Genomic DNA, 24,877 nt, shown 5'->3' on the forward strand with positions numbered 1-24,877 from the left:
TTTGGTGCGCGCCTGACCGTTGGCAATTTTTATTACACAATGAGGAGACTTCATGATCTGGCTAGAAAGTGCGCAGGCGGCTTTGATCGTCGCAATGTTTACCACACTCGTCGGTTGCGGCGGAGGCCATGATGACGCGGTGTCCGAGGACCCTACTGCAGCAGCGGTGGCATCGTATGTAGTCCCGAAGGCGACATGCGGAACCGGTGATCATCCAGAGACCGGCTTGCAGGGACAAGTGCCGGCTGCAATGCGAGCAAGCTTTGCGGGGTTTAATTGCAACCTCGAAGTGGTCGGCCAACTTCAGGGAGAAGGAGCAGACTGGTCAGCGGCGATGTATAAAGATAGCTCGGGGCGTGTTTGCGCATATCATGCGATGCTCGGCGCACCCACGGTTGCGAGCGGAAACAGCGGTGGCCTCATTAATCCCGGCGTGCCGGTGATCGACATTACCGACCCAACGAAGCCGGTGCGGACGGAATCTCTCACATCCCCTGCCATGATTGACCCTTGGGAGTCGCTGCGAGCGAGTCAAAAGCGTGGATTGCTGGTCGCGGACAATGGAACCAATGGGGGGGGTGGGGGATCACAGATCGATATTTATGACATCGCGTCAGACTGTAGTCATCCTCAATTGCTTTCAAGCATTGATGTTGGAACGGGATCTGACGGGGGTGCCGTCGCCCCGAAAGCGCCATCGGGGCACGAAGGTGGCCTGTCCCCTGATGGACTCACGTATTATATTGGCTCACTGAAATCGAACGCGTACTATGCGATTGACATCTCCCTACCTGCTCATCCTAAATATATTGCATCGGTCGATTTGAGCACGCTGCCCCTTGGCGGCGTGGCGCACGGGTTGTCGGTAAGTGACAATGGCAACCGAGCCTATCTTGCATCGATCGGGGGAGACGGCATAGGTATTGCGAGCTTGCCCGCGCCGCTGAATGACGCGAATGCCAAAGTCCAGAACGGCTACTACATTATGGATACCACGCAGGTGCAGGCGCGATCCCCTGGCGCACAGATGAAGCTTATTGCCGCTGTGCCTGTCAGAGACGGTAGTACCTCGCAGCACACAATTCCTATTGTTGTCGCGGGAAGGCCATATCTGGTTGACGTTGATGAAGGCGGCGCGGGCGGACTTGCGGATCCGGCAACGAAAAATCCCGGAGCAGCGTGTGCGGCAGGCTTGGCTCCATTCCCAATGGCACATATTTACGATATGACGAACGAGGCAAATCCCGTGCAAGTATCGGAGACGCGCTTGGAAACTCATGTAATCGCCAATTGTGAAAAGGTGCTCCCGGACGTAGCTGGTCTGAGTTTTTTCACGTATGGCAGTCACTATTGCACGGTGGACAATCGTGATAACGCGACGGCGATGGCTTGCGCATTCCAGAATTCTGGTATCCGTGTCTTCGACATTCGTAATCCGGCCGCGCCAAAGGAGATTGCCTATCTCAATCCTCCGGGGACAACCACGAGCGTCCCGGGCTCTGGGCATAGCGGAACTGGACAATGGCACTCGGGGTCGCCGGACTGGTGTTCGTCACGTCTTGACTTCGACTTTGCTAACCACCGCTTAGTGACAGCATGTCAGGACAACGGCGAACTGATCATGGCTTTCAAAAACTCAGTTTGGCCGATGCCCGAAAGCACTCCGGCTATGGACGCAAGCAATTAACGCGCGATCTGTGTAATGGGGAACGCATCTGCGGTCCCCATTAAGGTCAGGCCGGACACTCGGGACAAGGGCGTATGGCGAACAGGCTAGATTTAGATTGTAGGAAGATCAGAATTATTAGCGGTGCACGTTACACGAGAATTTGGGGCTTCCGGGGTACAGGAATCCTTATATTGGCGATGGCGCTGAACATGTTGCCGGGCCATGCCTGTGCGTTCGAGGCCGACGTTCACTATGGTTTGACGCGATGGCTGGCGGGAAAGGCGGGGTTCGATAAAGGGGAGGCCGAAGCTATCGCTCTCGGCGACCAGAGGGTAGACGGGGGGCTCATCCAAAACATGAAGACGGCCCTTCAGTACGCGTGTCTCTCGCCATACCCTGAAGATGCTGCTGAGGTCCAGAGCTTGCATTATCCGAGCGCGCAGCCAGTTCCGTCGCAGCCAGAGCGCCGCGTGGTGATACCGGGTGATCGCCAGGCACTTGCGCTTGCCGAGAAACTGGTCGCGCAGGCGCATGGCAAAGCGGGCTTCATGCTTCAGTTGTTTGGCCGATCGCTACACCCATTGCAGGACTCTTTCGCCCATCAGGGCGTGCCATCTCTCATGGAGTCGCTTTCCCCGGAAATTGATTGCGACCCGGGTCTGTCGATGAGCGCTCCGAAGGAGCGTCAGTCCAACGGCTACCACCGTGCTGAGCTGACAAGATATTGGCCGCAAGACGTTCTACAAATGGCTCAATCAACGTACGCCATGATGTCGAAATATCCAGCCGTTGATGGAAAAATAAGGAAACCGGCCTTGTGGGGGCCATTGGCTCAAGAGATCGAAACATTCTCCAGAGCGGCCACCAAAAGTGAGAAAGCGACCTGGTTCCAAGGTCAAGGATTTGATGATGTTTCTTTCCTCGATGGCACCAGCCTGCCTGATGGAAAACATTGGACGCCCGTGCGGTGGCATGGAAGAAAACTTCCGAGCTTTACAACTAACGCGTCATCACAACCCGGTGTCGATCCGGCGATTCTTCAGTTTTACAACAGCCTATTCAGTGACTGGTTGACCGGCTCGGCGCACCTAGGGAAACTGGCGACCTATATACGAGCAGACGCAACCCGTGTCACGGCCGGTCAGGCGAACAACGTGGAACTTGAACTTTGGCTGTGGCGACTCAGGGATCATGGATCGGTAACTGCACTACTTGCTGATAGCAACCTCAAACAGTCAACGATGCGGGAGAAAGCGACAGTGTCGATCCAGCGGCCGGGTGCAATCGAATTTTTCCGAACCGTCTCTGATGGCGTGCTGCCGCTTATGATCGAGAGCGATAAACCTTCCCCGCTTCTGCCGTATGTAGTGTTCCGCATCTCTAATGCTACGCCTCAGCGCACCATAGCCATCGTAAGATTGCTTGATGCTCCGTACGAGACGTTAGGCATCGTCTCGGATGTCATTAACGGTCGGAGGAAGGTGACCGGACTCGTCTCAACGTTCGACTATTAAACTTGAAGTGCCACTTCGTGCCAGGTGCAATGATGTCGCGATGCGGTGGCTTTGTCGCGTTAAGGCGGAAGAGGTAGTATCCGAGGCTGACAAATATGTTTTGACTGGCCAATGAAGAAGACCAAAAGCCCGCGAAAGACGCTTGCTGCGGGCATCGCCCGAGTGCTAAAGCGCCTTCACTGTCCGCTCGATGCGATGATGCAGTGCGTGCGGTGGTAAGTCGCCTATTCAGTGAGTTGGGGTAGTCTCGAAGAAATGATGGCCAAGCGCGACAAGGTGGCGGCGCGGCGCTTCTTTGAAAAGCCGATTGCTCGGAACGGTGTACCCGAGACGATAACCATCGACAAAAGCGACTCTAATCTGGCTGCGCTGCTACGAATATCAAGAGCCAGAGAAGCCGCGGCGGCACGGTATTCCACCGCCGGGCGACGTGGGCGTGATCTCCCGTCCGCCGCTCGACCGTGGACAACCAGCGGGCCAACACAGAATGATCGATATGTCCCGCTGCAGAGCTCAACTGCAAATTGTCCGTGGAGGCGACCGAATCTGATGGGATCAATCTCCCAGGACAGCAATGTGCCCCGGGATGCTTTCTGTTCCTATCGGTGCAGTCTCACCTGCGTCCACCAGCATCCAACTTAGGGCGGAGGCGATCAGCGCAATGGCCCCTGCTGTCATGAGCATGGCCTCATAACCACTCCCAAAGCTCAGCTGCGCAAACGACGATCCACCGATTTGGCCTTCCAGCATCTGCGCGGCGTGAAAATGGCCGCCTGTGATCATTCGCGCGAGCTCTTTGCTCACCGGCAGGGAGTACCGTGGAAAAGTGGCTGTAAGCGACGCTTCCACACGGGAAAACAGGATTGCACCAAGCGTCGCAAATCCGATCACAATTCCGCTGAATTTAACAGTCCCCGATACTCCGGACGCCATTCCCGCGCGGTCCGCCGGGATGACCGTCATCCCGACCCGTGCGGTTTCTTCATTGAGAACTCCGGCACCGCAAGAGGCGACGAGCATACTTACGAGGATGGGCTCGTAGGCAAAACCGCGCATCTCGGTGGAAGTCCATATCAAGCCCACCCCGACCAATGTCAACCCGGTAGTCAGCAGCAGGCGCCCGGACCAACTCGGCGCCAGCCATCGAGCGACGACACGGGGAATCACGAACAGCGGCACTGCCATGGGTAACATCAGGAGTCCTGAGGCAAGCGGCGTATGACCCATGCCGTTCTGAAAGTAGAGCGGCAAATAGGTCAACATGGTCAGGAACGCCATACCATAGGCCAAACCCGCGATATTTGCACCTACATACGTTGGACGTTTAAAGAAATAAAGGTCGACCATTGGCCTGGGCTGCCGTGTTTCGACTGCCAGGAATGCAGCCAAAAGCGCTCCTGCTCCGATGAACTCCCCCAGTATCAGGCTATTTGACCATCCGGCGCGGTTGCCGGAGATAAGGGCAAGCGTAAGCAGTATCAGAAAGCCGCTGAACGTCGCGACGCCTGCGATATCGAGCCGCTTCGCCTGCGGGTCTTTCGAATCTTCGACCGCAAACAACGTCAACGCGATCATTGCAATACCGACCGGTAAATTTACAAAGAAAACCCAACGCCACCCTAGATACTGAGTGATAAGTCCTCCGACGACCGGTCCGAGCGTGATCGCGGCGCCGACTACCGAACCCCAGAACGAGAACGCACGGGCACGTTCAAGTCCACGAAACGCGTGAGAGAGCGTGGCCATGGCCGCGCTCAGTTGCAAGGCCGCGCCTACGCCCTGCAGTGTGCGCGCCCAATTGAGCGCTGTATCATTTTGCGCTGCGCCGCATAGCGCCGAGGCTAACGTAAATAGTATGAGTCCGATGATCAACATCCGCTTGCGGCCAAAGCGGTCGGCAAGCGTGCCGGCTGGCATCAGCATGGCTGCAAACGTCAAGGTATAAGCACTGATCACCCATTCCACCGCGGCGAAATCGGCATGCAGCGAACGCGCAATCGAGCTTAGCGATACGGAGATGATGTTTCCGTCAAGGTTGATCATGAACGACGGAACAGAAACGCATAGCATGACCAGCAAGTTTTTTGACACTTTCATATTCTTCTCCAACAGCGGTCGATAGTATGAAAAGAGTACCGGGCTTTCCAGTTCCTCAATTCGTCGACCAAGTTTTGATGGGCGAGAAACCCTCGCGAACTCGTTGGCCGGCATGCGCGGGACGAATCAATATCCATTACTGCGCGCGTCCTGCGCATCGGCGCTGATGTACGGTTGCACGCGCGACCTGACATGGTTGGGATGCAGATGCATGCGACCCGCTTACGCCGGTCGAATCTTTCGGCTGGATCAGCATTGGCTCAAGTGACGCAAGACGACGCGGAACGTCGATCCTGGCCTGGACTGAGCCGTTTATTCGACGAGCTGCGTCGCGGGATCACGCAAGATTGCCCGATCTCGTGGTTTTGGTTCACAAAATGACAACGATTGCATATAATATAATCATGTCATATTTATTTGATTAATATCAATGATATTCGATTTTGCAATCGTTGTCATTCACGTGTTCGGTGGTAGGCGAATCGAGGACCCGTCTGGGTAGGGTCGTGGGGCGTTGATTGGACCTTGAGGAGCCGTGAAGAGGGCTGCCGGTTTGATACACTCATCGCCGCACGAACTTTTATAGGTACGGATAAGGTAGTTCCCGGGGTACATATGGTGAATTTGAAACAAGTCGCCACTCTTGCGGGGGTTTCGTCGTCTACCGTTTCGCGCGCGCTCGCGGCGCCGGAACGCCTGCACCCCAAAACGTTGAAAAAGGTCAGAGAGGCAATTGCGTCGCTTGACTATGTGCCATTCGCGCCAGCTCGCGTGTTGCGGTCAGGTCGCTCGCGAACCATCGGTATCGTTGCTCCGACACTAATGAACGAGTTGTACGCGCGAGCCGTTGATACCTTGGAAAGTGAATTTCTTCAATTGGATTACACGGGCTTGCTGACCTGCCATCGTGACGATCGAGACTTGGAGTTGCGTATCGTCCGGACACTTATCGAGCGTGGAGTTGATGGCCTCGCGCTAGTCGGTTTAAGCCATCATCCTGACGTGCTCACCTTGCTGCGCAGGCAGAAACTTCCCTACGTGTTGATGTGGGCGACCGACCGGGAGCGCGTTCATCCGACTGTCGGCTATGACAACCAACGCGCAATGGGGCGCGTTACCGAACATCTCGTCAACCTTGGGCATGTCCGTGTTGGCGTGCTGACGGGCCCGTCTGATGCCCATCAGTTGTCGGCTGTCAGGCTCTCGGGCATACGCGAGGAGTTGGGGCGTCATGGAATAGCCTTGCGCCCTCAAGCCGTCATCGCCACGCCATATGACCCTGAGTCAGTTCGCGGCGCAACCCGCCAATTACTTTCTCAGGCGAGTCCTACAGCACTCATTTGTAACAACGATTTTATAGCTGCATCCGCGATCGCTGAGTGCAGAGCGCTGGGGATCTCCGTTCCGGGCCAAGTCTCGGTAACGGGTTTTGGCGACTGGGATCTGGCTAGGATCGGTTCACCATCACTCACTACGGTCCACTCCGACGCGGTCAGGATCGGACGGCTAAGTGCTAAAAACTTGTTGGCGCAGATCAACAACAGGGGTGTTCAGACGGTCGAGCAAGACGAGTTCGAGGCGGAACTCATTGTGCGGGAAAGTACTGCTGCTCCGCCGGCTGTATAGGTCCGCTCGCTCTCGAACGACATATCTCAGCGCCTCTTTACACGATCGCGGCGCCCAGTGAGGCCAGTCGAGGCCTCGCTGCTCATCCCGGAGGCGAACCGGCTTAACTGTCCCTGCCTCCTGCCTCCTGCCTCCTGCTGCAGGCGAAAAGGCGAACCGTTGGTTCGGTTGAGCAAAACTGAACTGATACCAGGACATCTACAGTCGACGGCTGCTCCTTTTGGCCGATTCGCGCTCCCGGCAAACGCAGCCATTCACTGATCACTGCCGTAAAAAACCGCGTGGAATTGCGCGGCGCAATCGGGCCGCGCGCGCTCTCCGCCTGCCCCAAGATCCGCAATATCTGCCTGAGTCGATGCCCCCCATCGATCCTTGTGTTCCTCCTGATGTAAATCCTGCGAACCGAATCATTGACATCGCGCTTCCGCGCGTCCTAATATAATGACAACGATTGCAAAAAATCAACTCTTTGATTGTTATAGAAATTTTGTTACATTTGCATTGAAATGCAATCGTTGGCAATATTGCTCAACTGCTTATGGAGACCGATATGCAAGATCGCAGGCGAAATTTTTATGGCTGGGGCTACGAAGGAAATGATGTATCTCCGGAAGAAATCCGCGAGTTTGAACAAGCGTGGACGCGTCTACTCGGTGTCAGCGGTTTCGAGCCCATGCCGTTTCCAACAGAAGATTCGATCAAGTTGCGGGCGCCTCGAGTGACAGTGCCCGAATCGCTCAAATCGATTTGCTCGATTGGGCAGCATGACCGGCTGTATCACACCTACGGTGCGTCGACGGTCGATGTAGCCCGCGCGATCCGCGGGGAGTTCAAGAATCCTCCGGACGTCGTGGCTTATCCCCGAACGGAAGACGATATCGTCAGCTTGTATCGGTGGTGCGAAGATGCCAGCCTCGCGGCGATTCCTTATGGCGGCGGCACCAGCGTCGTTGGTGGCGTCAACCCGCCGTCGCACGATCGGTATCGGGGGACGGTGTCGATTGATATGAAACATTTCGATCAGGTCCTCGAAGTTGACATGAAGTCGCAAGCCGCGCGCATCCAGGCAGGCGTGTTAGGCCCGCACCTGGAGCAGCAGCTCAAGCCAACGGGTCTCACCATGCGATTTTTTCTTCAAGCATGGGAGTTTTCCTCGCTCGGCGGATGGATTGCAACACGCGCCGCTGGGCACTTCGCAACTGCATATACGCAGATCGATGACCACATCGAAAGCCTCAAAGTAGTGACGCCGGCTGGCAATATCGAGTCGAAGCGCTTTCCGGTATCAGGCGCAGGGCCCAACCCCGACCGGCTATTTCTTGGATCCGAAGGGGCTTTGGGCATCATCACCGAGGCTTGGGTGAAGCTTCATCGACGCCCGACTCATCGCAAGATGACGAGCGTGCGCTTTACTAGCTATGACGACGCTGTCGAAGCGGTGCGAATCATCTCGCAGTCCGGGTTAAATCCAGCCAACGCCCGGCTTGTCGAGCGTGAAGAAGCTGCATACACCGGGTCAAGCGACGGTACCTACGACATCTTGGTGCTTGGCTTCGAGTCGGCGGATCATCCAGTCGACCCGTGGATGAGCCGGGCACTCGAAATCTGTGGCGATCACGGCGGCAGTTGGGATGAGGCCGGGCTCGGAAATGGCCCTGAAAGTGCTGACTCCGACGCCAAGAACTGGAGAGACAAATTTCTCCGAGGCCCGGCACTGCGAGAACACGCTATTGCTCGAGGTGTGATGCGGGAAACGATGGAGACTGCAATCACGTGGGATCGCTTTGCTCAACTGCGCGACCATGTCAAGAAGGAAACCAATCGTGCAATTCGAGAAGTCACGGGACGACCCGGTTCAGTCACGTGCCGATTCACCCACATCTATCCGGACGGACCTGCGCCCTATTTCACATGGTTTGCCTATGGCGATAAAGCTCGTATCCCTGAGCAATACGTGGCAATCAAGGCGATCGCCGAGCAATCGATGGTTGATGCTGGCGGCACAGTGACTCACCACCACGCGCTGGGGCGAGATCACCGTCCGTGGTACGACAAGGAGCGCCCCGAACTGTTCTGTACTGCATTGAAGGCGGCGAAAACCGCGTTTGATCCGCATTCGATCCTGAACCCTGGCGTACTTTTCGATCCTTCATAAGCTTGCTCAATGAAACGTAGGAGGTGTGATGGCAGGTACTCTTTCGGGAATCCGAGTTCTCGACCTTAGCCGCATCCTGGCGGGGCCCTGGTCGACGCAGTTGCTCGCGGATCTGGGCGCAGATGTTGTAAAACTCGAGCGACCGGGCACGGGCGATGACACACGGGCATGGGGGCCGCCGTTTGCACCTGGCGACGATGGAACGCCCAGCGCGGAATCTGCTTACTTTTTAGCCGCGAACCGGGGAAAACGTTCCATCGCAGTGGATTTCAGTGTGCCAGAGGGGCAAGAAATCGTGCGTGAACTGGCAAAGACCGCTGATGTCATTATCGAAAATCTCAAATTCGGTGACATGCAGCGATACGGCCTGGACTACGAAAGCCTTCGTAGCTTAAATCCGAAGCTAATTTACTGCTCCATTACGGGTTTTGGGCAGACCGGTCCCTACCGGGAGCGAGCAGGATACGATTTCGTCATTCAAGCGATGGGTGGCCTGATGAGTATCACGGGCGAAACTGACGAGAAGCCCGGAGGCGGTCCTCAGAAATGTGGCGTTCCCATTGCCGATATGATGACCGGGATGTATGCAACGGTAGGAATTTTGAGTGCTTTGCATGAACGCCAGACCAGCGGCGAAGGGCAGTATATCGATATGAGTTTGCTCGATACCCAGGTCGGCTGGCTGGCAAATCACGGGCTTAATTACCTTGTGTCCGGAGCGCCTGCAAGGCGCTGGGGAAATGCTCATCCGAATCTTTGCCCGTATCAGTCATTCGCGGCTAGTGATGGGCATTTGATCATAGCCGTAGGGAATGACCGGCAGTTTCAGGCGCTGTGCCGGGTTCTGTTGATGCCGTCTGTCGCTGGCGATTCACGTTTCGCTACGAACAGCGCCAGACTGGCAAACCGCGATAGCCTAGTGGAACAGATCGAGCATCTCCTTCGCACAAAGTGTCGAGACGAATGGCTCTCGGCGCTCGAAGAAGCGGGGGTGCCCGCGGGTCCGATCAATACCGTCGCGCAAGCCCTTGCGGATCCGCAAGTGGTCAGTCGGGGAATGAGCTTCTCGATGCAGCACTCGATGGGTGTGCATGTACCGCAAATCGCAAACCCGATCAAGTTTTCGCGCACAGCGATCGAATACCGGCGTCCGCCACCCATGCTTGGCGAGCACACTGCGGAAGTTCTTGCTTCTATCGGGTGGACTGACAAAAACCAGGACGAACTACACGCTGCGGGAGTGATTTACAGACCTGGACGAGATGTTATCGGTGCGAGCTGAGTAATAGCGGATTTTTCAGCCCGGTAAAAGTCAGTTATGACGGAGATTGGAGCAGGCGCGGCTCGATGAAATGACTTTGTGATGGTCGTTGCTGGCCAACGATACACAGTGCGACGAAGATCGCAACTGTTGGTCGGCAACCGAGTCATTCATTGGATTCAAAACGAGATTGGTTGGATTTTTTGCCATATAGTTAGTGATACTAATTAAAATCAGGAGACGACGATGCATTCCTTTGATGTAGGTGGAACCATCATAATCGCTGGAATCCTTGTTGCATATCTAGCCGTATCATTCTGGCTCACCTTAAGACTGCGTAGCAAAACCGCCGGAGACTTCATGGTTGCCGCGCGGTCCATGCCCGCGATCGTGATCGGGATTCTGATGATGTCGGAGTTCATTGGCGCAAAGTCCACCGTCGGTGCCGCACAAACCGCGTTTGAATCCGGTCTGGCTGCGTCTTGGGCAGTGTTGAGTGCCGCTATCGGCTTCCCGCTGTTCGGATTGTTTCTGGCGAAAAAGCTGTACGCCTCAGGGGAGTTTACGATTTCAGGGGCGATCGCCAAAAAGTATGGGCGCTCTACGCAGATAACTGTTTCGCTGATAATGATCTATGCGCTCTTGCTCGTGAATGTGGGTTATTACATAAGCGGCGCTGCTGCAATCTCGAGCGTTTTACGGATTTCCTTGCCTTCGGCTGCCGTGATCACCGCTGTCGTGAGCACCTTCTATTGTGCAATAGGAGGCATGAAGAGCGTGGCTTACGTCTCCATCATGCACACGACCATCAAGTATGTCGGTGTTTTCATTGTCCTCGCGGTGGCATTGAATATGACTCATGGCGTGCGACCGATGCTCGCACAGATGCCGCATTACTATTTCACATGGGACGGAAAAATCGGCGCCTCGACAGTCGTGGCATGGACCATTGCTAACGTTGGCGCGATATTCTCGACGCAGTACATTATCCAGGCGATGTCTTCGCTTAAAAAGCCTGAAAGCGTAAGACGATCGACATATATATCGGCTGTCCTTTGTATACCGATCAGCGTCGCGTTAGGATTGGTAGGCATCGCGGCGAAATATCTCTTCCCCGGGATGAATAGCCTATATGCATTCCCAATCTTTCTGAATCATATGAGTCCGATCGTTGCCGGCTTCGTTACCACATCGCTGGCAGCGTCGGTATTTGTCGGCGTGAGCAGCGTAGGGCTTGCGATCTCCTCCTTGATTGTTCGCGACTTTTACGTCCCTGCCCGGCATCCTACTCCAGAGGCAGAGTTCAGAATCTCGCGCTTGCTTTCCATCCCAATTGGGTTCATCCCCTTGATCTTTGTGCTTTTCGTTCCCGAAGTACTGCATCTTTCATTTTTTACGCGCGCACTTCGCCTGTCCATTTCCGTGGTGGCAATGATAGGTTTCTATCTGCCTTTCTATCGCAGCAGCCGAGGTGCGACACTCGGCCTGTTGGCAGCAGCGCTGTCGACGACAGCTTGGTATCTGCTTGGCGATCCGTACGGAATTGACGATATATACATCGCGTTGGTGACGCCGCCCCTGGTGATGTTGATCGAACGCTTCGTCGCAAAAAAATCTGATAGGGAAATGAAGGAAAAGGCCGTATCAAACAGTGGACTGATATGACTTTCCGTGTCAATCGGAATCGGTGTTCGTTTTCGTTTCATAGGTACGTAAATTTCCTGAGGGCGACGTAGCAGTAAGTCTCGACGGTGGATCACACTGATATCCGCGGGTTGGTTACCGCATTACAGAGGTCCGCCCCTTGAGCCTGCCGCTATCTAAAGCCGCAAATCGGATGGGACCCATTGCATAGTCCAAGCGCGGGTTGCTCGGGTGCCGGGCTACGCCGCCTTCAGGAAACTCCTCGCGTCAGATGTTCGACAGATACGCCCGTTACGCTGCCTGCGCTTCGTACGGCACGGAGAGCGACATCGCGAGTCGGCCGATGTCCCAGATGAACCCCGCCAGCTCGCGGGCAACGGCGACCACCGCTATGTTGACGTTTTTGCCGCGTGCTGCCAGCTTGCGATATCGCCGGCATAGTCGGACCTGCGCGTCCCAGGCGCGATCAATGATGGGCTTCGGAATGCCTTCGTGCCGACGCTGGATGTCAGGACTCACACGTGCCGGGTACCGGTAACTCCAGGCCGCCTCGACCAGCAGCTTTCTTGCGTAGCTGTTGCCGGTCTTTGTAATGCTGCCCTGACGGCGCCGGTCTCCCGAAGAATGTTCTGATGGTGTCACGCCGAGCCACGCCATCAGCTGGCGCGGATGTTCGAAGCGCGACAGGTCGCCCAGCTCGGAGAGCATGCCCACGGCGGTGATGAACTGTATGCCGCGCATCGCCTGCAGGCCCAGTATGGCTGGATAGAACCGCCAGCTGACGACGGCTGCATGCAGCGTCGCTTCAAGGCGATCACACTGTGCGAGCCTGTCTTCGATCGTGCGACGGCACTCGTCGAAGGTCAGTTGCTGCCAGTGGTTGGGGAATGCAAATGTGCTGACCCACCGCCGGTGCGCGGCCCCCCAATCGGCGTGACCTGCATAGCGAACGCCATGCGCCAGAAGGAACGACTTCAGCCGCTGGCGTGCCTGTCTGAGATCCATTTTCGCTGCTGCCCATGCGCGGGCCAGGTCCCGGAACGCCTCGTCTTCAACATCCGGTACGTGCACTGCTGACAGATCACCGGCGCGCAGCGCGCGTACGAGCTTGACCGCGTCGCGCCGGTCCGTCTTGACGCGCTCGCCCGGCTTCTTCGGAATCAGGGACGGTGCGCATACCATGCATTCAAATCCTTTCTGGACGAGATCGCGGTACAGTCCGTAGCCTGAAGGGCCGGCCTCGTAGACAACATTTACGTGTCGCGCTTTCGACTGCAGACGTTTGCACAGGTGATCGATATCAGTCTTCGTCGTACCGATTTTACCCAGCAACTCCACCTCGCTAATGCCGACCGCGTACGCCGCGGTGATCGACTCCTTGTGTACATCAAGACCGACGTACACCGTGCTATCGTGTTCCATGCTGGCCTCCGCGCTGGAAATCGCCGGGGTGTGCCCGGTGCACATCGTGCGGCTCTGGCAGCAATGCTAACCCGCGTTTGATTCCTCACGGCGGGCCAGCCGCTGACTCACGGAAATGGAATGGACGCCTCCCACCTCGTAAATGGTGGAAGCGATGAACAGACACACATACTCACTCACGGACCGGCCGTAACGGTACGGTCGGAATAGAAGATCATTGAGGTCTTCAGAGCCAACCGGAGGAGGTCCGCCATGAACCATACGGCCATAGGCGTCGACATTGCCAAAAGCGTCTTTCAGGTGCACTGGGTCGACCCGCACACAGGTGAAGTCGTCAACAAGCCAGTCAAGCGAGATAGGTTTCTCGACTACTTCGCGAACCGGGAACCTTGCCTGATCGGTATGGAAGCGTGTGGCGGTGCGCAGCATTGGGCACGCCAGCTCACGAAGATGGGTCACCTGGTGAAGCTGATGCCGCCGAAGTTCGTCAAGGCGTTCAACATCGGCAACAAGAACGATCCAGCGGATGCGCGCGCCATCTGGATGGCCACACAGATACCCAGCAAGCCGGTCGCGGTCAAGACAGAAGCGCAACAGGCCGTGCTGGCACTGCACCGCATGCGGCAGCAACTGGTGAAGTTCCGCACGATGCAGATCAACAGTCTGCGAGGCATGCTAACCGAGTACGGCGAAGTGATGGGCAAGAGCCGCGAGACCCTGGACAAGGCGATACCGGGAATTCTGGCAAAGCTGTCGGACCGTTTGTCTGCCGTGCTGATCGATTCGTTGCGGGAACAGTGGAGTGGCCTGACGGGGCTGGATCGGCAAATTGCCGGGATCGAACAACGCCTTCAGGCATGGATGAAAGACGACGTCGCATGCCAGACAATCGCGGCCATACCGGGCGTCGGCTTGTTGAGCGCCACAGCGGCTGTCGCGACGATGGGCGACGCGAAGGCCTTTCGCTCCGGTCGGGAATTTGCCGCTTGGCTCGGCCTGGTACCGAAACAAACGGGCTCTGGAGGCAAGGTTCAACTGCTGGGTATCAGCAAGAGAGGCGACACCTACGTGCGAACGCTGCTGATCCACGGCGCCCGTAGTGTGCTGCGACACCCAGACAGGGCTGGCGCATGGGTCGAGCAGCTTGGCAAACGCCGACCGTTCAACGTGGTAATCGTGGCGCTAGCGAACAAGATCGCTAGAACCATCTGGGCACTTCTCGCCCACGACAGGCAGTACAGCAGCGCATACGTAAGCTCGAAACCTCTTTAAAAAATATGCGTTACAAAGGAGCTGTTCTCACAGGAGGCACCTCGACAGGTTGCGTTGGCAATCGCGTGCAATGACAAGATAGGTCGGACCGGGACTCCCTAAACCTGGGTATGACGAAGAGCCTTCAGCTCGACACGGAAATGAGGTGGGAGTCAGCGGATTTCATCGGGGCCCGCAGCCGAATGATTGGCTGCAACAGGCCGGATATAAAGCAGCAACCGTCCCATCGAGTCATGCACACGAAAAACCTTCGCAAAAAGGGAGGCGTCCATATAAAAGTCATACTGCCTTAAAGGTTAAGCCGAACTGAGCGTCACGAGAACCGTTTTAATCTATCTTCGAGATATCATGACAATCTTTCAGTTAAAGGAACAACAACCATCCATCGCGGACACCGCCTACGTGAGCACAGCGGCAACAGTTATTGACGATGTCCATATTTTGGATGGAAGCAGTGTGTGGCCTGGTGCGGTTATCAGAGGAGACAACGATCGAATTACTGTTGGGAGGGGCAGTAATATTCAGGACGGTGCGATCTTACATGCGGATGCGAACCATCCCTTGTCGGTGGGTGAGGATGTTAGCGTCGGACATGCGGCGGTCCTCCACGGGTGCACGATACACGATGGGACCCTGATTGGGATTCACGCGACGATTCTTAATGATGCGGTGATAGGTCGGCACTGTATTGTTGCTGCCGGCGCGGTGATTTCAGAGGGCAAGCATTTTCCCGACGGGTCGCTCATTATGGGGGTTACCGGAAAGGTGGTGCGGCAGCTTTCCGAGGACGACATTGCGGAGGTGCTGGCCAATGCCGAAGACTACGTGGCAAAGGCCGGCCTCTACAAAGCGCATTTAAAGGAACGTTCGTAAAACGATCACTGGTCGAAAGCTTTGCGGGTTCGATAGATCATCAATGTGGCTTTACCTCAAGCCGGAACTTGTGCAGCAGCGGCTCGGTATAGCCGCTCGGCTGCGCACAACCCTCGAACACCAATGCACAGGCTGCCTTGAACGCAAGCGAGGCTTGGTAATCCGGCGCCATCGGCTTGTACTGCGGATCCTCCGCGTTCTGCGCGTCGACGACCGTCGCCATGCGTTCGAGCGTCTGCTGCACCTGCTCCTTCGTCACCACCCCGTGGAACAGCCAGTTCGCTATGTGCTGGCTCGAGATGCGCAGCGTCGCGCGGTCTTCCATCAGGCCGACATCATGGATATCGGGCACCTTGGAGCACCCCACGCCTTGGTCGACCCAGCGCACCACGTAGCCGAGAATACCCTGCGCGTTATTCTCGATCTCCGCCTTGATCTCTTCGTCGGACCAGTTCGCCTTCTCCACGACAGGGATTGAAAGCAGGCCATCGAGCAGTTCGTCGCGGACGCCCTCGTAGCTCGTGCGCTCCAGCTCCTGCTGGACGGCCTGGACGTCGACCATGTGATAGTGCAGTGCGTGCAGCGTGGCTGCGGTGGGCGAGGGCACCCAGGCGGTGTTTGCGCCCGCCTCCAGATGGCCGATCTTCTGCTCGAGCATGGCGTGCATCAGGTCGGGCATGGCCCACATGCCCTTGCCGATCTGCGCCCGGCCGCGCAAGCCGGAGCTCAGGCCCGCCAGAACGTTGTTGCGTTCGTAGGCCTTGATCCACGCCGACGCCTTCATGTCGCCCTTGCGCAACATCGGACCGGCCTGCATGGCGGAGTGCATCTCGTCGCCGGTGCGGTCGAGGAAACCCGTGTTGATGAAGGCCACCCGTGCCGAGGCCGCGCCGATGCATGCCTGCAGGTTCACGCTCGTGCGGCGTTCCTCGTCCATGATCCCCATCTTGATGGTGTTGCGCGGCAGCCCGAGCAGGTCCTCCACGCGCCCGAACAGTTCGTTGGAAAGCGCGACCTCGGCCGGGCCGTGCATCTTCGGTTTGACGATGTAGATCGAGCCGGTGCGCGAATTGAGCTTGCGCTGCAGGTCGTGCATCGCGCCAAGCGACGTCATCACCGCATCGAGGATGCCCTCGGGGATCTCATGGCCCTCGCGGTCGACGACGGTCGGGTTCGTCATCAGGTGGCCGACATTGCGAATAAAGAGAAGCGAGCGGCCATGCAGCTTCAGGGTCGATCCGTGCGGCGTTTCGTACTCGCGATCCGGGTTCATGCGGCGCGTGAAGGTCTTGCCGTTCTTCGTCACTTGCTCGGCGAGATCGCCCTTCATCAGGCCCATCCAGTTGCGATAGAGCTGGACCTTGTCGGCGGCGTCCACAGCGGCCACCGAATCCTCGCAATCGATGATGGTCGTTACCGCGGCTTCGAGCAGCACGTCCTTGACATGCGCCGCGTCCGTCTTGCCGATGGGATCCTGCGCGTCGATCTGGATCTCGAAGTGCAGGCCGTTGTGTTTGAGCAGCACGGTCGAGGGTGCGCTCGCGAGACCCTGGAAGCCGGTCAGTTGCACTGGACTCTTCAGGCCCGTCGTGCCGTTCTTGAGCGTGATCTTCAACTGGCTGCCTTCGATGGCGTAGAGGGTCGCATCGGCATGTGATCCGTTCGCGAGCGGAGCGGCTTTGTCGAGGAAAGCGCGCGCGCGGGCGATCACCTTGGCGCCCCGCTTAGGGTTGAACGCCTTCTGGCGTTCCGCGCCGTCGGTATCGGGAATGGCATCGCTGCCGTAGAGCGCGTCGTAGAGGCTGCCCCAGCGCGCGTTCGCGGCGTTGAGGGAGTAACGCCGGTTCGACAGCGGCACGATCAGTTGCGGGCCCGCCTGCTCGGCAATTTCGCGATCGACGTTGGAGGTGGTCGCCTTGGCCTCGGTAGAGGCCATCGCCGGCACGATGTAGCCGATGCGTTCGAGAAATGCGCGATACGCTTTCAGGTCGCGCACCGGGCCCGGGTGACTCTGGTGCCACGTGTCGAGTTCGCTTTGCAGGCGATCGCGTTCGGCGAGCAGCCCGCGATTCTTCGGCGCGAGATCGTGGACCAGCGCATCGAACTCACGCCAGAAGGCCTGCGCGTCGACGCCTGTGCCGGGCAGCGCTTCCTCATTGACAAACTTGCTGAAAACAGCCGCGACCTTGAGGCCGTTGTGCTCGATCATTTGACTCATATCATCGTGTTTAAGGTTGATCCGAAGACGCTAGCAGCGCCTGCTGTTTGCTGGGAAAGTTATCTGTTCTGCTCCCGCTTCGCACGTCGAGAGCAGCAAATTTGGACGCGCGCATCGAGCCTCTTGTCCTGACTCACGGCGTTGGCAAAGGGAAGGGGGACTTGTGAGGGAAGGCATTGCCAAGTACGAACCATACGCGCACTACGCAAGGGCTTCCTCGACAAGTTCGATCCAGTGTCGAACCGGAGTTCGACGCGCGCCGTCCAGGTGCATTTGACAACCGATGTTCGCTGTCGCTATCACATCAGGACGTCCGCTTTCTAATGCATCGAGCTTGTTATCGCGCAGCGCCGTGGCCAGCGCCGGTTGAGTGATGGAGTAGATGCCTGCTGACCCGCAGCAAAGATGTGCGTCTGGCACGGTCGTCAGCGCGAAGCCGAGTCGTTGTAGAACGGTTTCGACCGTTCCCCCGAGCTTTTGTGCGTGCTGCAACGTACACGGACAGTGGAATGCGATTCGCTTAGCCGTCTTTGCGGGAAGAGACTCCACCTGTTCCGCACCAATCACTTCCACGAGGTCGCGCGCCAGTTCGCTGATCCGCGCTGCCTTCGCGGCGTAAGCAGCATCGTCGCGCAACAAATGGCCGTATTCCTTCACGAACGCGCCGCAGCCGCTTGCGGTCTGAACGATGGCTTGTGCACCCGCTTCGACTGCTGGCCACCAGGCGTCGATGTTTCTGCGCGCTTTTTCAAGTCCCGCATCTTGGTCGTTCAAGTGATATTCAGTTGCACCGCAACAGCCGGCTTGCGGAGCATATGTGACGCTGATCCCCAGCCGGTCGAGGACACGGGCAGCCGCCGCGTTGGTGTTCGGGGACAACGATGGCTGCACGCAGCCTTCGAGCATCAGCATGCGCCGCTCATGTCGAGCCTTCGGGCGAGCCTTCGGTTGCACGCCGGGCACAGGTAACTTTCGCTTGAGGGCGGCTGGAAGCACGGGACGAAAGAATAGCCCTGTCTTTAGCAGCGAACCGAATACAGCAGGATTGGGCACGACGCGTCTCAGTCCTTCGCGCATTAGTCGTTGCAGCGCGGGACGCTCGACACGCCGCTCAACTTCCGCGCGCCCAATGTCCAGTAAGGCATGGTACTTGACCCCTGAGGGACATGTGGTCTCGCAGTTGCGGCAGCTCAGGCAGCGATCCAGATGCAACTGCGTCTTCTCGGTAACCGCCTCTCCCTCGAGCACCTGCTTGATCAGGTAGATTCGTCCGCGCGGTCCATCCAACTCATTGCCGAGAAGTTGATAGGTCGGGCAAGTGGCGTTGCAAAATCCGCAGTGAACGCAGGAGCGGAGAATGCTTTCCGCTTCTTCGGCGCGCGCCAACGTCTTTACTTGGTCGCTGAGATTGGTTTGCATGAGTCTCTTTCCTTAAAAGTCCGCGTACATGCGCCCAGGATTGAGAATCGATCGCGGGTCCAGCCGCTCCTTGAGCTTTCGCTGGTAACGAAGGACAGGTATCTCAAGCGGATGAAAGGGTTCTATTCCATCTCGCGCAGTAAAACACGTCGCGTGGCCGCCGGCGGCCTCGGCGATGTCCCGGATGGCCTTCGCTGTTTCGTCGCTCTTGAGCCAAAGTTGCGAGCCTCCCCAGTCGAGCAGCACCTCGCCAGGTAGAGGATCGGCGAGCCTGTTACGGGCTGTCGATAGACGCCAAAGTGGACGAGGGTCTTTGAAAAACGGGAGTTGTTGCTCGCGAAGCATGCTCCAGAAAACTGGATCCAGTTCCTCGCCACCTATGCGTCCCAGTGCCGCCTGTACCGAACCAGCACCGCCTTCAAGGCGAATGTGAAGTTTGCCGTCGACGTAGCACGCACCGCTTATCGGCAAAGAATCCTTGCGCCACTCGCTCAGACAAAGCGAGGCTTCCGCCCAGGAGATGTTGAACGTAACGCTGCGCTGCTCGCGTGAACCGGGTAGTACCTTGAGCGAAACTTCCGTCAGAATGCCCAGGCATCCGAAGCTCCCCGCAAGCAAGCGGGACATGTCGTATCCCGCAACATTTTTCATCACCTCGCCTCCGAAGCGAAGGTGCTGCGCCTGCCCGCTAATGACGCGGCAACCAAGCACGAAGTCGCGCATTGAACCCGCCCAAGGCCGTCGAGGCCCGCACAGGCCGCTCGCAACCGCCCCGCCTACGGTGGCCCTGTCCTGGAACTCGGGAGGCTCACACGGCAGCATCTGCCCGGCCTCACGCAGGGTTTCACTAAGCACGACAAGCGGTGTGCCGGCACGGACCGTGATCACGAGTTCGGTAGGGTCGTAGCTGACAATGCCCCGGTGCGAGCGAGTGTCGAGTTCCTCTCCCTGCACCGGTCGACCGAGAAACGATTTGCTGTTGCCACCCGCTATTCGCACAGGCGAACGCGTGACGTAAGCGCACTTGACCTGCTCGATGAGTCGTTTGCTATCGTCCTTTGCCTCGAATGCGTGTTGCATCAAAACCGCTCCAGTGCCGGGAATGTCAGCTCACCGTGGTGGACGTGCATCGAGCCAAACTCTGCACAACGATGCAACGTCGGGATGTTCTTGCCGGGATTTAGCAAACCCGCGGGGTCGAAAGCCGCCTTGACTGCATGGAACAAACTGAGTTCGTCGCTGTTGAACTGGGCGCACATCTGATTGATCTTTTCGCGGCCAACCCCGTGTTCACCCGTAATGCTGCCGCCCACCTCGACGCAGAGTTCAAGGATCCGCGCGCCGATCCCTTCTGCGCGTTCCGTTTCGCCCGGTGTATTCGCGTCGAATAGGATAAGGGGATGCATGTTACCGTCGCCGGCGTGAAAAACGTTGGCGACCTGGAGCCCGTATTCAGCCGAAAGCTCACTGATGCTCCGGAGAACGCGCGGCAACTCTCGCCGGGGAATGGTGCCGTCCATGCAGTAATAGTCAGGTGAGATCCGCCCGACCGCTGGGAACGCGTTCTTGCGGCCTGCCCAGAAGCGTTGCCGCTCCTCTTCGTCTCTGGACAGCCGGACGTCTGTGGCGCCCGCTGCCTGAAGGATAGCTTCTACTCGCTCGCAATCTTCCAACACGTCAATTTCCGCGCCGTCAAGCTCGCACAACAAGATGGCTTCGGCGTCGACCGGGTAGCCGGCGTGAATGAAGTCTTCCGCCGCGCGGATGGCTAGGTTGTCCATCATTTCCAGTCCACCGGGAATAATCCCGGCACCGATGATTTCCCCAACCGCGCGCCCGGCATTTTCGACATTGTCGAAGCTTGCCAAAAGGACCTTCGCGCTTTGTGGCTTGGTCAATAATTTCACCGTTACTTCCACGATGACCCCGAGCATGCCTTCCGAGCCAGTGAATAGCGCAAGCAAGTCGAAACCAGGGCAGTCCAGCGCGTCCGATCCAAGAGTGAGCAGTTCGCCGTCGATCGTCACGATCGTGAGCTTCTGAATATTGTGGACTGTCAAACCATACTTCAGGCAGTGGACACCGCCCGAATTCTCGGCAACATTTCCGCCAATCGAACAAGCAATCTGGGACGACGGGTCGGGCGCGTAGTACAGACCGAACGGGGCAGCGGCTTGTGAGATCGCAAGGTTGCGAACGCCGGGTTGCACCCGGGCAACGCAGGCTTCTGCGTCTATTGATATTATTTTTTTGAACCGCGCCATCACGAGCAGAATGCCCTTTTCAAGTGGAAGCGCGCCTCCAGACAAGCCGGTTCCGGCTCCTCGTGCGACTATGGGCACTTGGCGTTTTGACGCAAACGCAAGTAACGCCTGAACCTCTTCGATTGTCTCTGGCAGCACGACCACCATTGGAGTGGCGCGATACGAAGACAGGCCATCGCATTCAAAAGGCCGAAGGTCTTCCTTCTCATGCAGGATTTCGCATCCTGGCAGGAGTGCGGACAACTCGGCGAGAATTTGGGCGCAATCGTGCGACGGCAATGCACCATCAATTTTTTCGTCGTAGTGGTAGCTCACGGATGTCCCCGCCGTTCAAGAATTTAATCCTTAGGATTATTCTTTCCTCAAACGGCCTGGATGTCGACATACAATTAGCTGGTCATACCACTTTCTGTTAGTCATGGTTGCACGACGATCGAGTATTCGCAGTACAGTATTGAGTTGTAGCGGTCGAGGTTGAGTTTCGTCGTGACATGTTGCTACTGGTCATACCAGTAAGAAATCAGAGGTAGGGAGGTGAAATGGATCGGCAAGTTGCGGATGTGGTTGCGGAACGTATCGAACAGTTGATCGCCGATGGGGTCCTTGGAGCGGGGCAGATCCTACCCTCTGAGAGAAGGCTTACTGACAAGCTGGGAGTATCGAGATCGGCACTGCGGGAAGGGCTCAAATCACTGAGGGCCCGAGGGATTATCGAAACGTCGCAGGGACGGGGCTCGTTCGTCGCGAACCTGAGTGCGCAATCGCCGCCTACACCACTAATGCACCTGCTAGGATCGCAGCCGAGAACACTCTACGATTTACTCGAGGTGCGCGGCTTCCTTGAGGCAGAGTCCGCTGGCCTTGCCGCATTGCGGGGCACGCCTGCGGACTTCGCGGCGATCACGCGACATTACAACGCCATGGTGGCGGCAAATGGGACTGACATCAGTGCTTCCGATCACGCCCGGCTCGATCACGCTTTTCATCTGTCCATCTGCGAGGCTTCACATAATCCGGTCCTGGTGCACACGTTGAGTTCCCTGACGGATCTCATGCTGAGTTCCGTGTTGGCTTCGGTAAATAATTTGTATCATCGGCAACCGCAGAAGCAACAGATCGACCGACAGCATGCACGGCTGTGCAACGCTGTGACAGGCAAGTTGCCAGAGCAGGCGCGCAGAGCGGCCGGCGAACATATTCGTGCCGTTAGCACGGCCTTGAAAGAGATCGAATTGGAAGAACAAAGGCTTATTCGCGCAACCCTGCGCGTTAACGGTTGGTAGCAGTCAGCTTCCGGTTGATTTGCCGCGGCCGCAGGCGTGCAAGTCATGGCCTCGTGGGGACGCTGTCCGGCCGCATTCAACTCCGGCGGCGGTTCTGCTTCGCGAATTGCTGGAAGCCTGCTACGAAAGCGGCATCAGTCAGCTCAATGCCTTCCGGCCGGCATCTGTTTATGTACGCGCCCCTTTAGCCATCGAGCTCCGCTAGCTTCTGTACTGCCTGAAAACAGGCTCAGCCATCGGTACGATCAGGTGAGACGCATCGACAGCGATCGAGCCGGGTATCGCACTGATTGGACCTTCAATCGGTAGTAATAAAACGCTGCCAAGACGGCCATGGAATTTTAAAGTGAATCCGGCAAAGCCCATTCAACACCTTTAGTACGCTCTGCTTCGACTGAAAATCACATTCCGCTCTCCCGCATTCGCACTAATCTACATCGGCCTCGCACCGCGAGCCCACAGCGGCTTTCTCGCGTTGTCGATCAGTAGACCTGGTTAAGGATGTAAGATGAAGCGGTTCGATAATGCCAAGATTGTCGCGACCCTCGGGCTCGCCAGTTCCGATAAAGTAACAATCAGGAAACTGTTCGATGCTGGGGCGGACGTTTTCCGGGTTAACTTCAGCCACGGTAGTTGAGAAGAGCATCTGCGACGACTTACCGCCATTCGGGAAATAGAATTTGAGTGCGGTCGACCGATCGCAATCCTTCTCGATCTCCAAGTTCCAAAAATCAGACTTGGTACGATCGAGGGCGGCTCCGCGCACCTGTCCGCCGGGCAGAGATTTCGCCTCGATCTTGATTCGACACCAGGCAACGGCGAGCGGGCTCCACTGCTTCATCCGGAGGTCTTCACGGCGGAACGCAGTTGCTGCTCTTCCGGGGATATAGTCGTTATTGCAGTCGGTCTGCCTTTCGGAGAATCAGGAATAACGAATCTACTTCATATTTCTAAATGCAGGGATCCGGTGCCAACGACACAAATCGCGATGATTGGGGGGCGGTGATGGTCGCGTCTTCGGCCAAAGGCTGTTGATCGTCATTGCATCTCCAAAGGAACGTAGCGCTGACGGTTATATTTGCGGGCTGCTCGAGTCAGAGGCGGTCTTTGTCGTGAAAGAGTTGCATCCACTGGGGGTAGGGGACCTTGGGCTGCGACACCTTGTCGAGGCGGGCACGCTGCTCTGGCGGCAATTCCAGCTCTTCGGCCTGGAGGTTGGCAATTAGCTGTGCCTCGTTGCTTGCGCCGACAATCACTGTGGTGACCTCCTTGCGGCCAAGCAGCCATGCCAGGGCAACCTGCGCAGGCGTCGAACGCAGTTCTTCGGCCACGATGCGGAGCTCGTGAACGATGGGATCAGCAAGGACCGGATCGATAGGAGGGAAATTCAGGTTAGTGCGTCGTCCTTTGGCCGGCTCACCGCCGTTTGCGGTGTACTTGCCGCTGAGATAGCCGCCAGCAAGCGGGCTCCAGATCATCAACGCCATCCCGTGATCACGCGCCACAGGGGCGACCTCATGTTCAATGTCGCGAGAGGCCATCGAGTAGTGGACCTGGTTGCTTGTAACTTTGGCCCAGTGCGCAAGCGAGGTAATTGCGTTCACCCGCTCAAGCTCAGAGGCAGTGAAGTTGCACACGCCGATGTGCCGGACTTTTCCCTGTGTTACAAGGTCGTCGAGCGCGCGAAGTGTCTCGTCTATCGGCGTCAGTGCGTCACGGTCATGAAGCTGCAGGAGGTCGATGTGGCTGCGTCCAATGCGCTCGAGGCTTGTTTCCACACTACGGATGATGTGTGAGCGGCTCAGGCCGACCTGGTTCGGACCAGAGCCAGTTCGCAGGCGTACCTTTGTCGCGACGAGCATCTGGGATTCGTCCAGGTGGAGGTCATGCAGGACCTCACCGACGGCCTTCTCCGAGGCCCCCTGCGAATATGCATCTGCCGTATCGATCAGATTGACACCGCGCTCAATGGCAATTCGCGTTAGTGCGGTTGCCTGTTCGCGGCCGAGTCCTGCAATCGATGCCCAGACACCAGATCCCGCACCGAACGTCATTGCGCCGAGCGTCAGGCGTGACACTCGCAGACCAGAACGGCCGAATGTTACGTATTGCATTTTCTTCTCCGTGAATGCCAAGTCTCAGCACGATAGGGCAACCGGG

Annotated in this window: 17 protein-coding genes and 1 pseudogene; 10 read left to right on the forward strand and 8 right to left on the reverse strand. The window is 57.2% G+C overall.

Annotated features, from left to right (window positions below; all coding sequences use genetic code 11):
* The first annotated feature begins 52 nt into the window (after positions 1-52).
* From ABH944_RS40730 to ABH944_RS40740, 3 genes and pseudogenes are all read left to right on the forward strand, one after another.
* Positions 53-1,687, forward strand: a complete 1,635-nt coding sequence (locus ABH944_RS40730; protein WP_404614444.1) for an LVIVD repeat-containing protein — start codon at positions 53-55, stop codon at positions 1,685-1,687.
* Between the two features lie 179 nt (positions 1,688-1,866).
* Positions 1,867-3,183: a DUF6765 family protein gene (locus ABH944_RS40735; RefSeq protein WP_404614486.1), complete on the forward strand. Its 1,317-nt coding sequence runs from the start codon at positions 1,867-1,869 to the stop codon at positions 3,181-3,183.
* A 111-nt stretch (positions 3,184-3,294) separates the two neighbouring features.
* Positions 3,295-3,579 (forward strand): annotated as a pseudogene (locus tag ABH944_RS40740) (hypothetical protein); the annotation flags it as partial.
* Between the two features lie 159 nt (positions 3,580-3,738).
* Here ABH944_RS40740 and ABH944_RS40745 read toward each other — a convergent pair.
* A complete protein-coding gene (locus ABH944_RS40745) occupies positions 3,739-5,394 on the reverse strand; it encodes an MFS transporter (RefSeq protein ID WP_404614446.1) in 1,656 nt (551 codons plus the stop codon).
* A gap of 501 nt (positions 5,395-5,895) precedes the next feature.
* Between ABH944_RS40745 and ABH944_RS40750 the strand changes: the two genes are divergently transcribed.
* The 4 genes from ABH944_RS40750 (at position 5,896) to ABH944_RS40765 (ending at position 11,987) form a co-directional block, all read left to right on the forward strand.
* Positions 5,896-6,906 (forward strand): LacI family DNA-binding transcriptional regulator, encoded by a 1,011-nt coding sequence (locus ABH944_RS40750; protein ID WP_404614448.1) that lies wholly within the window; start codon positions 5,896-5,898, stop codon positions 6,904-6,906.
* 673 nt (positions 6,907-7,579) lie between these two features.
* Positions 7,580-9,061: an FAD-binding oxidoreductase gene (locus ABH944_RS40755; RefSeq protein ID WP_404614488.1), complete on the forward strand. Its 1,482-nt coding sequence runs from the start codon at positions 7,580-7,582 to the stop codon at positions 9,059-9,061.
* A 28-nt stretch (positions 9,062-9,089) separates the two neighbouring features.
* Positions 9,090-10,343 carry a CaiB/BaiF CoA transferase family protein gene (locus tag ABH944_RS40760; protein WP_404614450.1) on the forward strand — a complete coding sequence of 418 codons (1,254 nt, stop codon included), beginning with the start codon at positions 9,090-9,092 and terminating at the stop codon, positions 10,341-10,343.
* 225 nt (positions 10,344-10,568) lie between these two features.
* Positions 10,569-11,987 carry a sodium:solute symporter family protein gene (locus ABH944_RS40765; RefSeq protein WP_404614452.1) on the forward strand — a complete coding sequence of 473 codons (1,419 nt, stop codon included), beginning with the start codon at positions 10,569-10,571 and terminating at the stop codon, positions 11,985-11,987.
* Positions 11,988-12,257: 270 nt separating this feature from the next.
* On the opposite strand, the gene ABH944_RS40770 is transcribed toward ABH944_RS40765, so the two are convergent.
* Positions 12,258-13,388 carry an IS110 family RNA-guided transposase gene (locus ABH944_RS40770; RefSeq protein ID WP_404614454.1) on the reverse strand — a complete coding sequence of 377 codons (1,131 nt, stop codon included), beginning with the start codon at positions 13,386-13,388 and terminating at the stop codon, positions 12,258-12,260.
* 252 nt (positions 13,389-13,640) lie between these two features.
* Here ABH944_RS40770 and ABH944_RS40775 point away from each other — a divergent pair, with 252 nt between their 5' ends.
* Both ABH944_RS40775 and ABH944_RS40780 read left to right on the forward strand, forming a co-directional pair.
* Positions 13,641-14,660, forward strand: a complete 1,020-nt coding sequence (locus tag ABH944_RS40775) for an IS110 family RNA-guided transposase (RefSeq protein WP_404614456.1) — start codon at positions 13,641-13,643, stop codon at positions 14,658-14,660.
* A gap of 348 nt (positions 14,661-15,008) precedes the next feature.
* Positions 15,009-15,533, forward strand: a complete 525-nt coding sequence (locus ABH944_RS40780) for a gamma carbonic anhydrase family protein (RefSeq protein ID WP_404614458.1) — start codon at positions 15,009-15,011, stop codon at positions 15,531-15,533.
* 40 nt (positions 15,534-15,573) lie between these two features.
* On the opposite strand, the gene ABH944_RS40785 is transcribed toward ABH944_RS40780, so the two are convergent.
* The 4 genes from ABH944_RS40785 to glcD form a co-directional block, all read right to left on the reverse strand.
* Positions 15,574-17,742, reverse strand: coding sequence for a malate synthase G (locus ABH944_RS40785; RefSeq protein WP_404614460.1), 2,169 nt, complete (start codon positions 17,740-17,742; stop codon positions 15,574-15,576).
* 210 nt (positions 17,743-17,952) lie between these two features.
* Positions 17,953-19,170, reverse strand: a complete 1,218-nt coding sequence (gene glcF, locus ABH944_RS40790) for a glycolate oxidase subunit GlcF (protein ID WP_404614462.1) — start codon at positions 19,168-19,170, stop codon at positions 17,953-17,955.
* A 12-nt stretch (positions 19,171-19,182) separates the two neighbouring features.
* Positions 19,183-20,250 carry a glycolate oxidase subunit GlcE gene (gene glcE, locus ABH944_RS40795; protein ID WP_404614464.1) on the reverse strand — a complete coding sequence of 356 codons (1,068 nt, stop codon included), beginning with the start codon at positions 20,248-20,250 and terminating at the stop codon, positions 19,183-19,185.
* Positions 20,250-21,749 (reverse strand): glycolate oxidase subunit GlcD, encoded by a 1,500-nt coding sequence (gene glcD, locus ABH944_RS40800; protein ID WP_404614466.1) that lies wholly within the window; start codon positions 21,747-21,749, stop codon positions 20,250-20,252. The genes glcE and glcD overlap by 1 nt, the downstream gene beginning before the upstream one ends.
* A gap of 224 nt (positions 21,750-21,973) precedes the next feature.
* Here glcD and glcC point away from each other — a divergent pair, with 224 nt between their 5' ends.
* Positions 21,974-22,717, forward strand: a complete 744-nt coding sequence (gene glcC, locus ABH944_RS40805; RefSeq protein ID WP_404614468.1) for a transcriptional regulator GlcC — start codon at positions 21,974-21,976, stop codon at positions 22,715-22,717.
* 427 nt (positions 22,718-23,144) lie between these two features.
* Here the strand turns inward: glcC and ABH944_RS44675 are convergent, their stop codons facing one another.
* Together ABH944_RS44675 and ABH944_RS40815 are read right to left on the reverse strand one after the other, a co-directional pair.
* Entirely contained in the window at positions 23,145-23,558 is a 414-nt protein-coding gene (locus ABH944_RS44675; protein ID WP_472975151.1) for a hypothetical protein, read from the reverse strand.
* 253 nt (positions 23,559-23,811) lie between these two features.
* Complete coding sequence (locus ABH944_RS40815; protein WP_404614470.1) at positions 23,812-24,831, reverse strand: aldo/keto reductase; 1,020 nt, start codon at positions 24,829-24,831, stop codon at positions 23,812-23,814.
* Positions 24,832-24,877 lie beyond the last annotated feature (46 nt).

The sequence above is a fragment of the Caballeronia udeis genome (genome assembly GCF_044909315.1).
In the GTDB taxonomy this organism is placed as follows: domain Bacteria; phylum Pseudomonadota; class Gammaproteobacteria; order Burkholderiales; family Burkholderiaceae; genus Caballeronia; species Caballeronia udeis_A.

Coding starts and splice junctions, on each gene's coding strand:
- ABH944_RS40730 (WP_404614444.1), top strand. CDS start 53: ATGATCTGGCTAGAAAGTGCGCAGGCGGCTTTGATCGTCGCAATGTTT.
- ABH944_RS40735 (WP_404614486.1), top strand. CDS start 1,867: ATGGCGCTGAACATGTTGCCGGGCCATGCCTGTGCGTTCGAGGCCGAC.
- ABH944_RS40745 (WP_404614446.1), bottom strand. CDS start 5,394: ATGCCGGCCAACGAGTTCGCGAGGGTTTCTCGCCCATCAAAACTTGGT.
- ABH944_RS40750 (WP_404614448.1), top strand. CDS start 5,896: ATGGTGAATTTGAAACAAGTCGCCACTCTTGCGGGGGTTTCGTCGTCT.
- ABH944_RS40755 (WP_404614488.1), top strand. CDS start 7,580: ATGCCGTTTCCAACAGAAGATTCGATCAAGTTGCGGGCGCCTCGAGTG.
- ABH944_RS40760 (WP_404614450.1), top strand. CDS start 9,090: ATGGCAGGTACTCTTTCGGGAATCCGAGTTCTCGACCTTAGCCGCATC.
- ABH944_RS40765 (WP_404614452.1), top strand. CDS start 10,569: ATGCATTCCTTTGATGTAGGTGGAACCATCATAATCGCTGGAATCCTT.
- ABH944_RS40770 (WP_404614454.1), bottom strand. CDS start 13,388: ATGGAACACGATAGCACGGTGTACGTCGGTCTTGATGTACACAAGGAG.
- ABH944_RS40775 (WP_404614456.1), top strand. CDS start 13,641: ATGAACCATACGGCCATAGGCGTCGACATTGCCAAAAGCGTCTTTCAG.
- ABH944_RS40780 (WP_404614458.1), top strand. CDS start 15,009: ATGACAATCTTTCAGTTAAAGGAACAACAACCATCCATCGCGGACACC.
- ABH944_RS40785 (WP_404614460.1), bottom strand. CDS start 17,742: ATGATCGAGCACAACGGCCTCAAGGTCGCGGCTGTTTTCAGCAAGTTT.
- glcF (WP_404614462.1), bottom strand. CDS start 19,170: ATGCAAACCAATCTCAGCGACCAAGTAAAGACGTTGGCGCGCGCCGAA.
- glcE (WP_404614464.1), bottom strand. CDS start 20,250: ATGCAACACGCATTCGAGGCAAAGGACGATAGCAAACGACTCATCGAG.
- glcC (WP_404614468.1), top strand. CDS start 21,974: ATGGATCGGCAAGTTGCGGATGTGGTTGCGGAACGTATCGAACAGTTG.
- ABH944_RS44675 (WP_472975151.1), bottom strand. CDS start 23,558: ATGAAGCAGTGGAGCCCGCTCGCCGTTGCCTGGTGTCGAATCAAGATC.
- ABH944_RS40815 (WP_404614470.1), bottom strand. CDS start 24,831: ATGCAATACGTAACATTCGGCCGTTCTGGTCTGCGAGTGTCACGCCTG.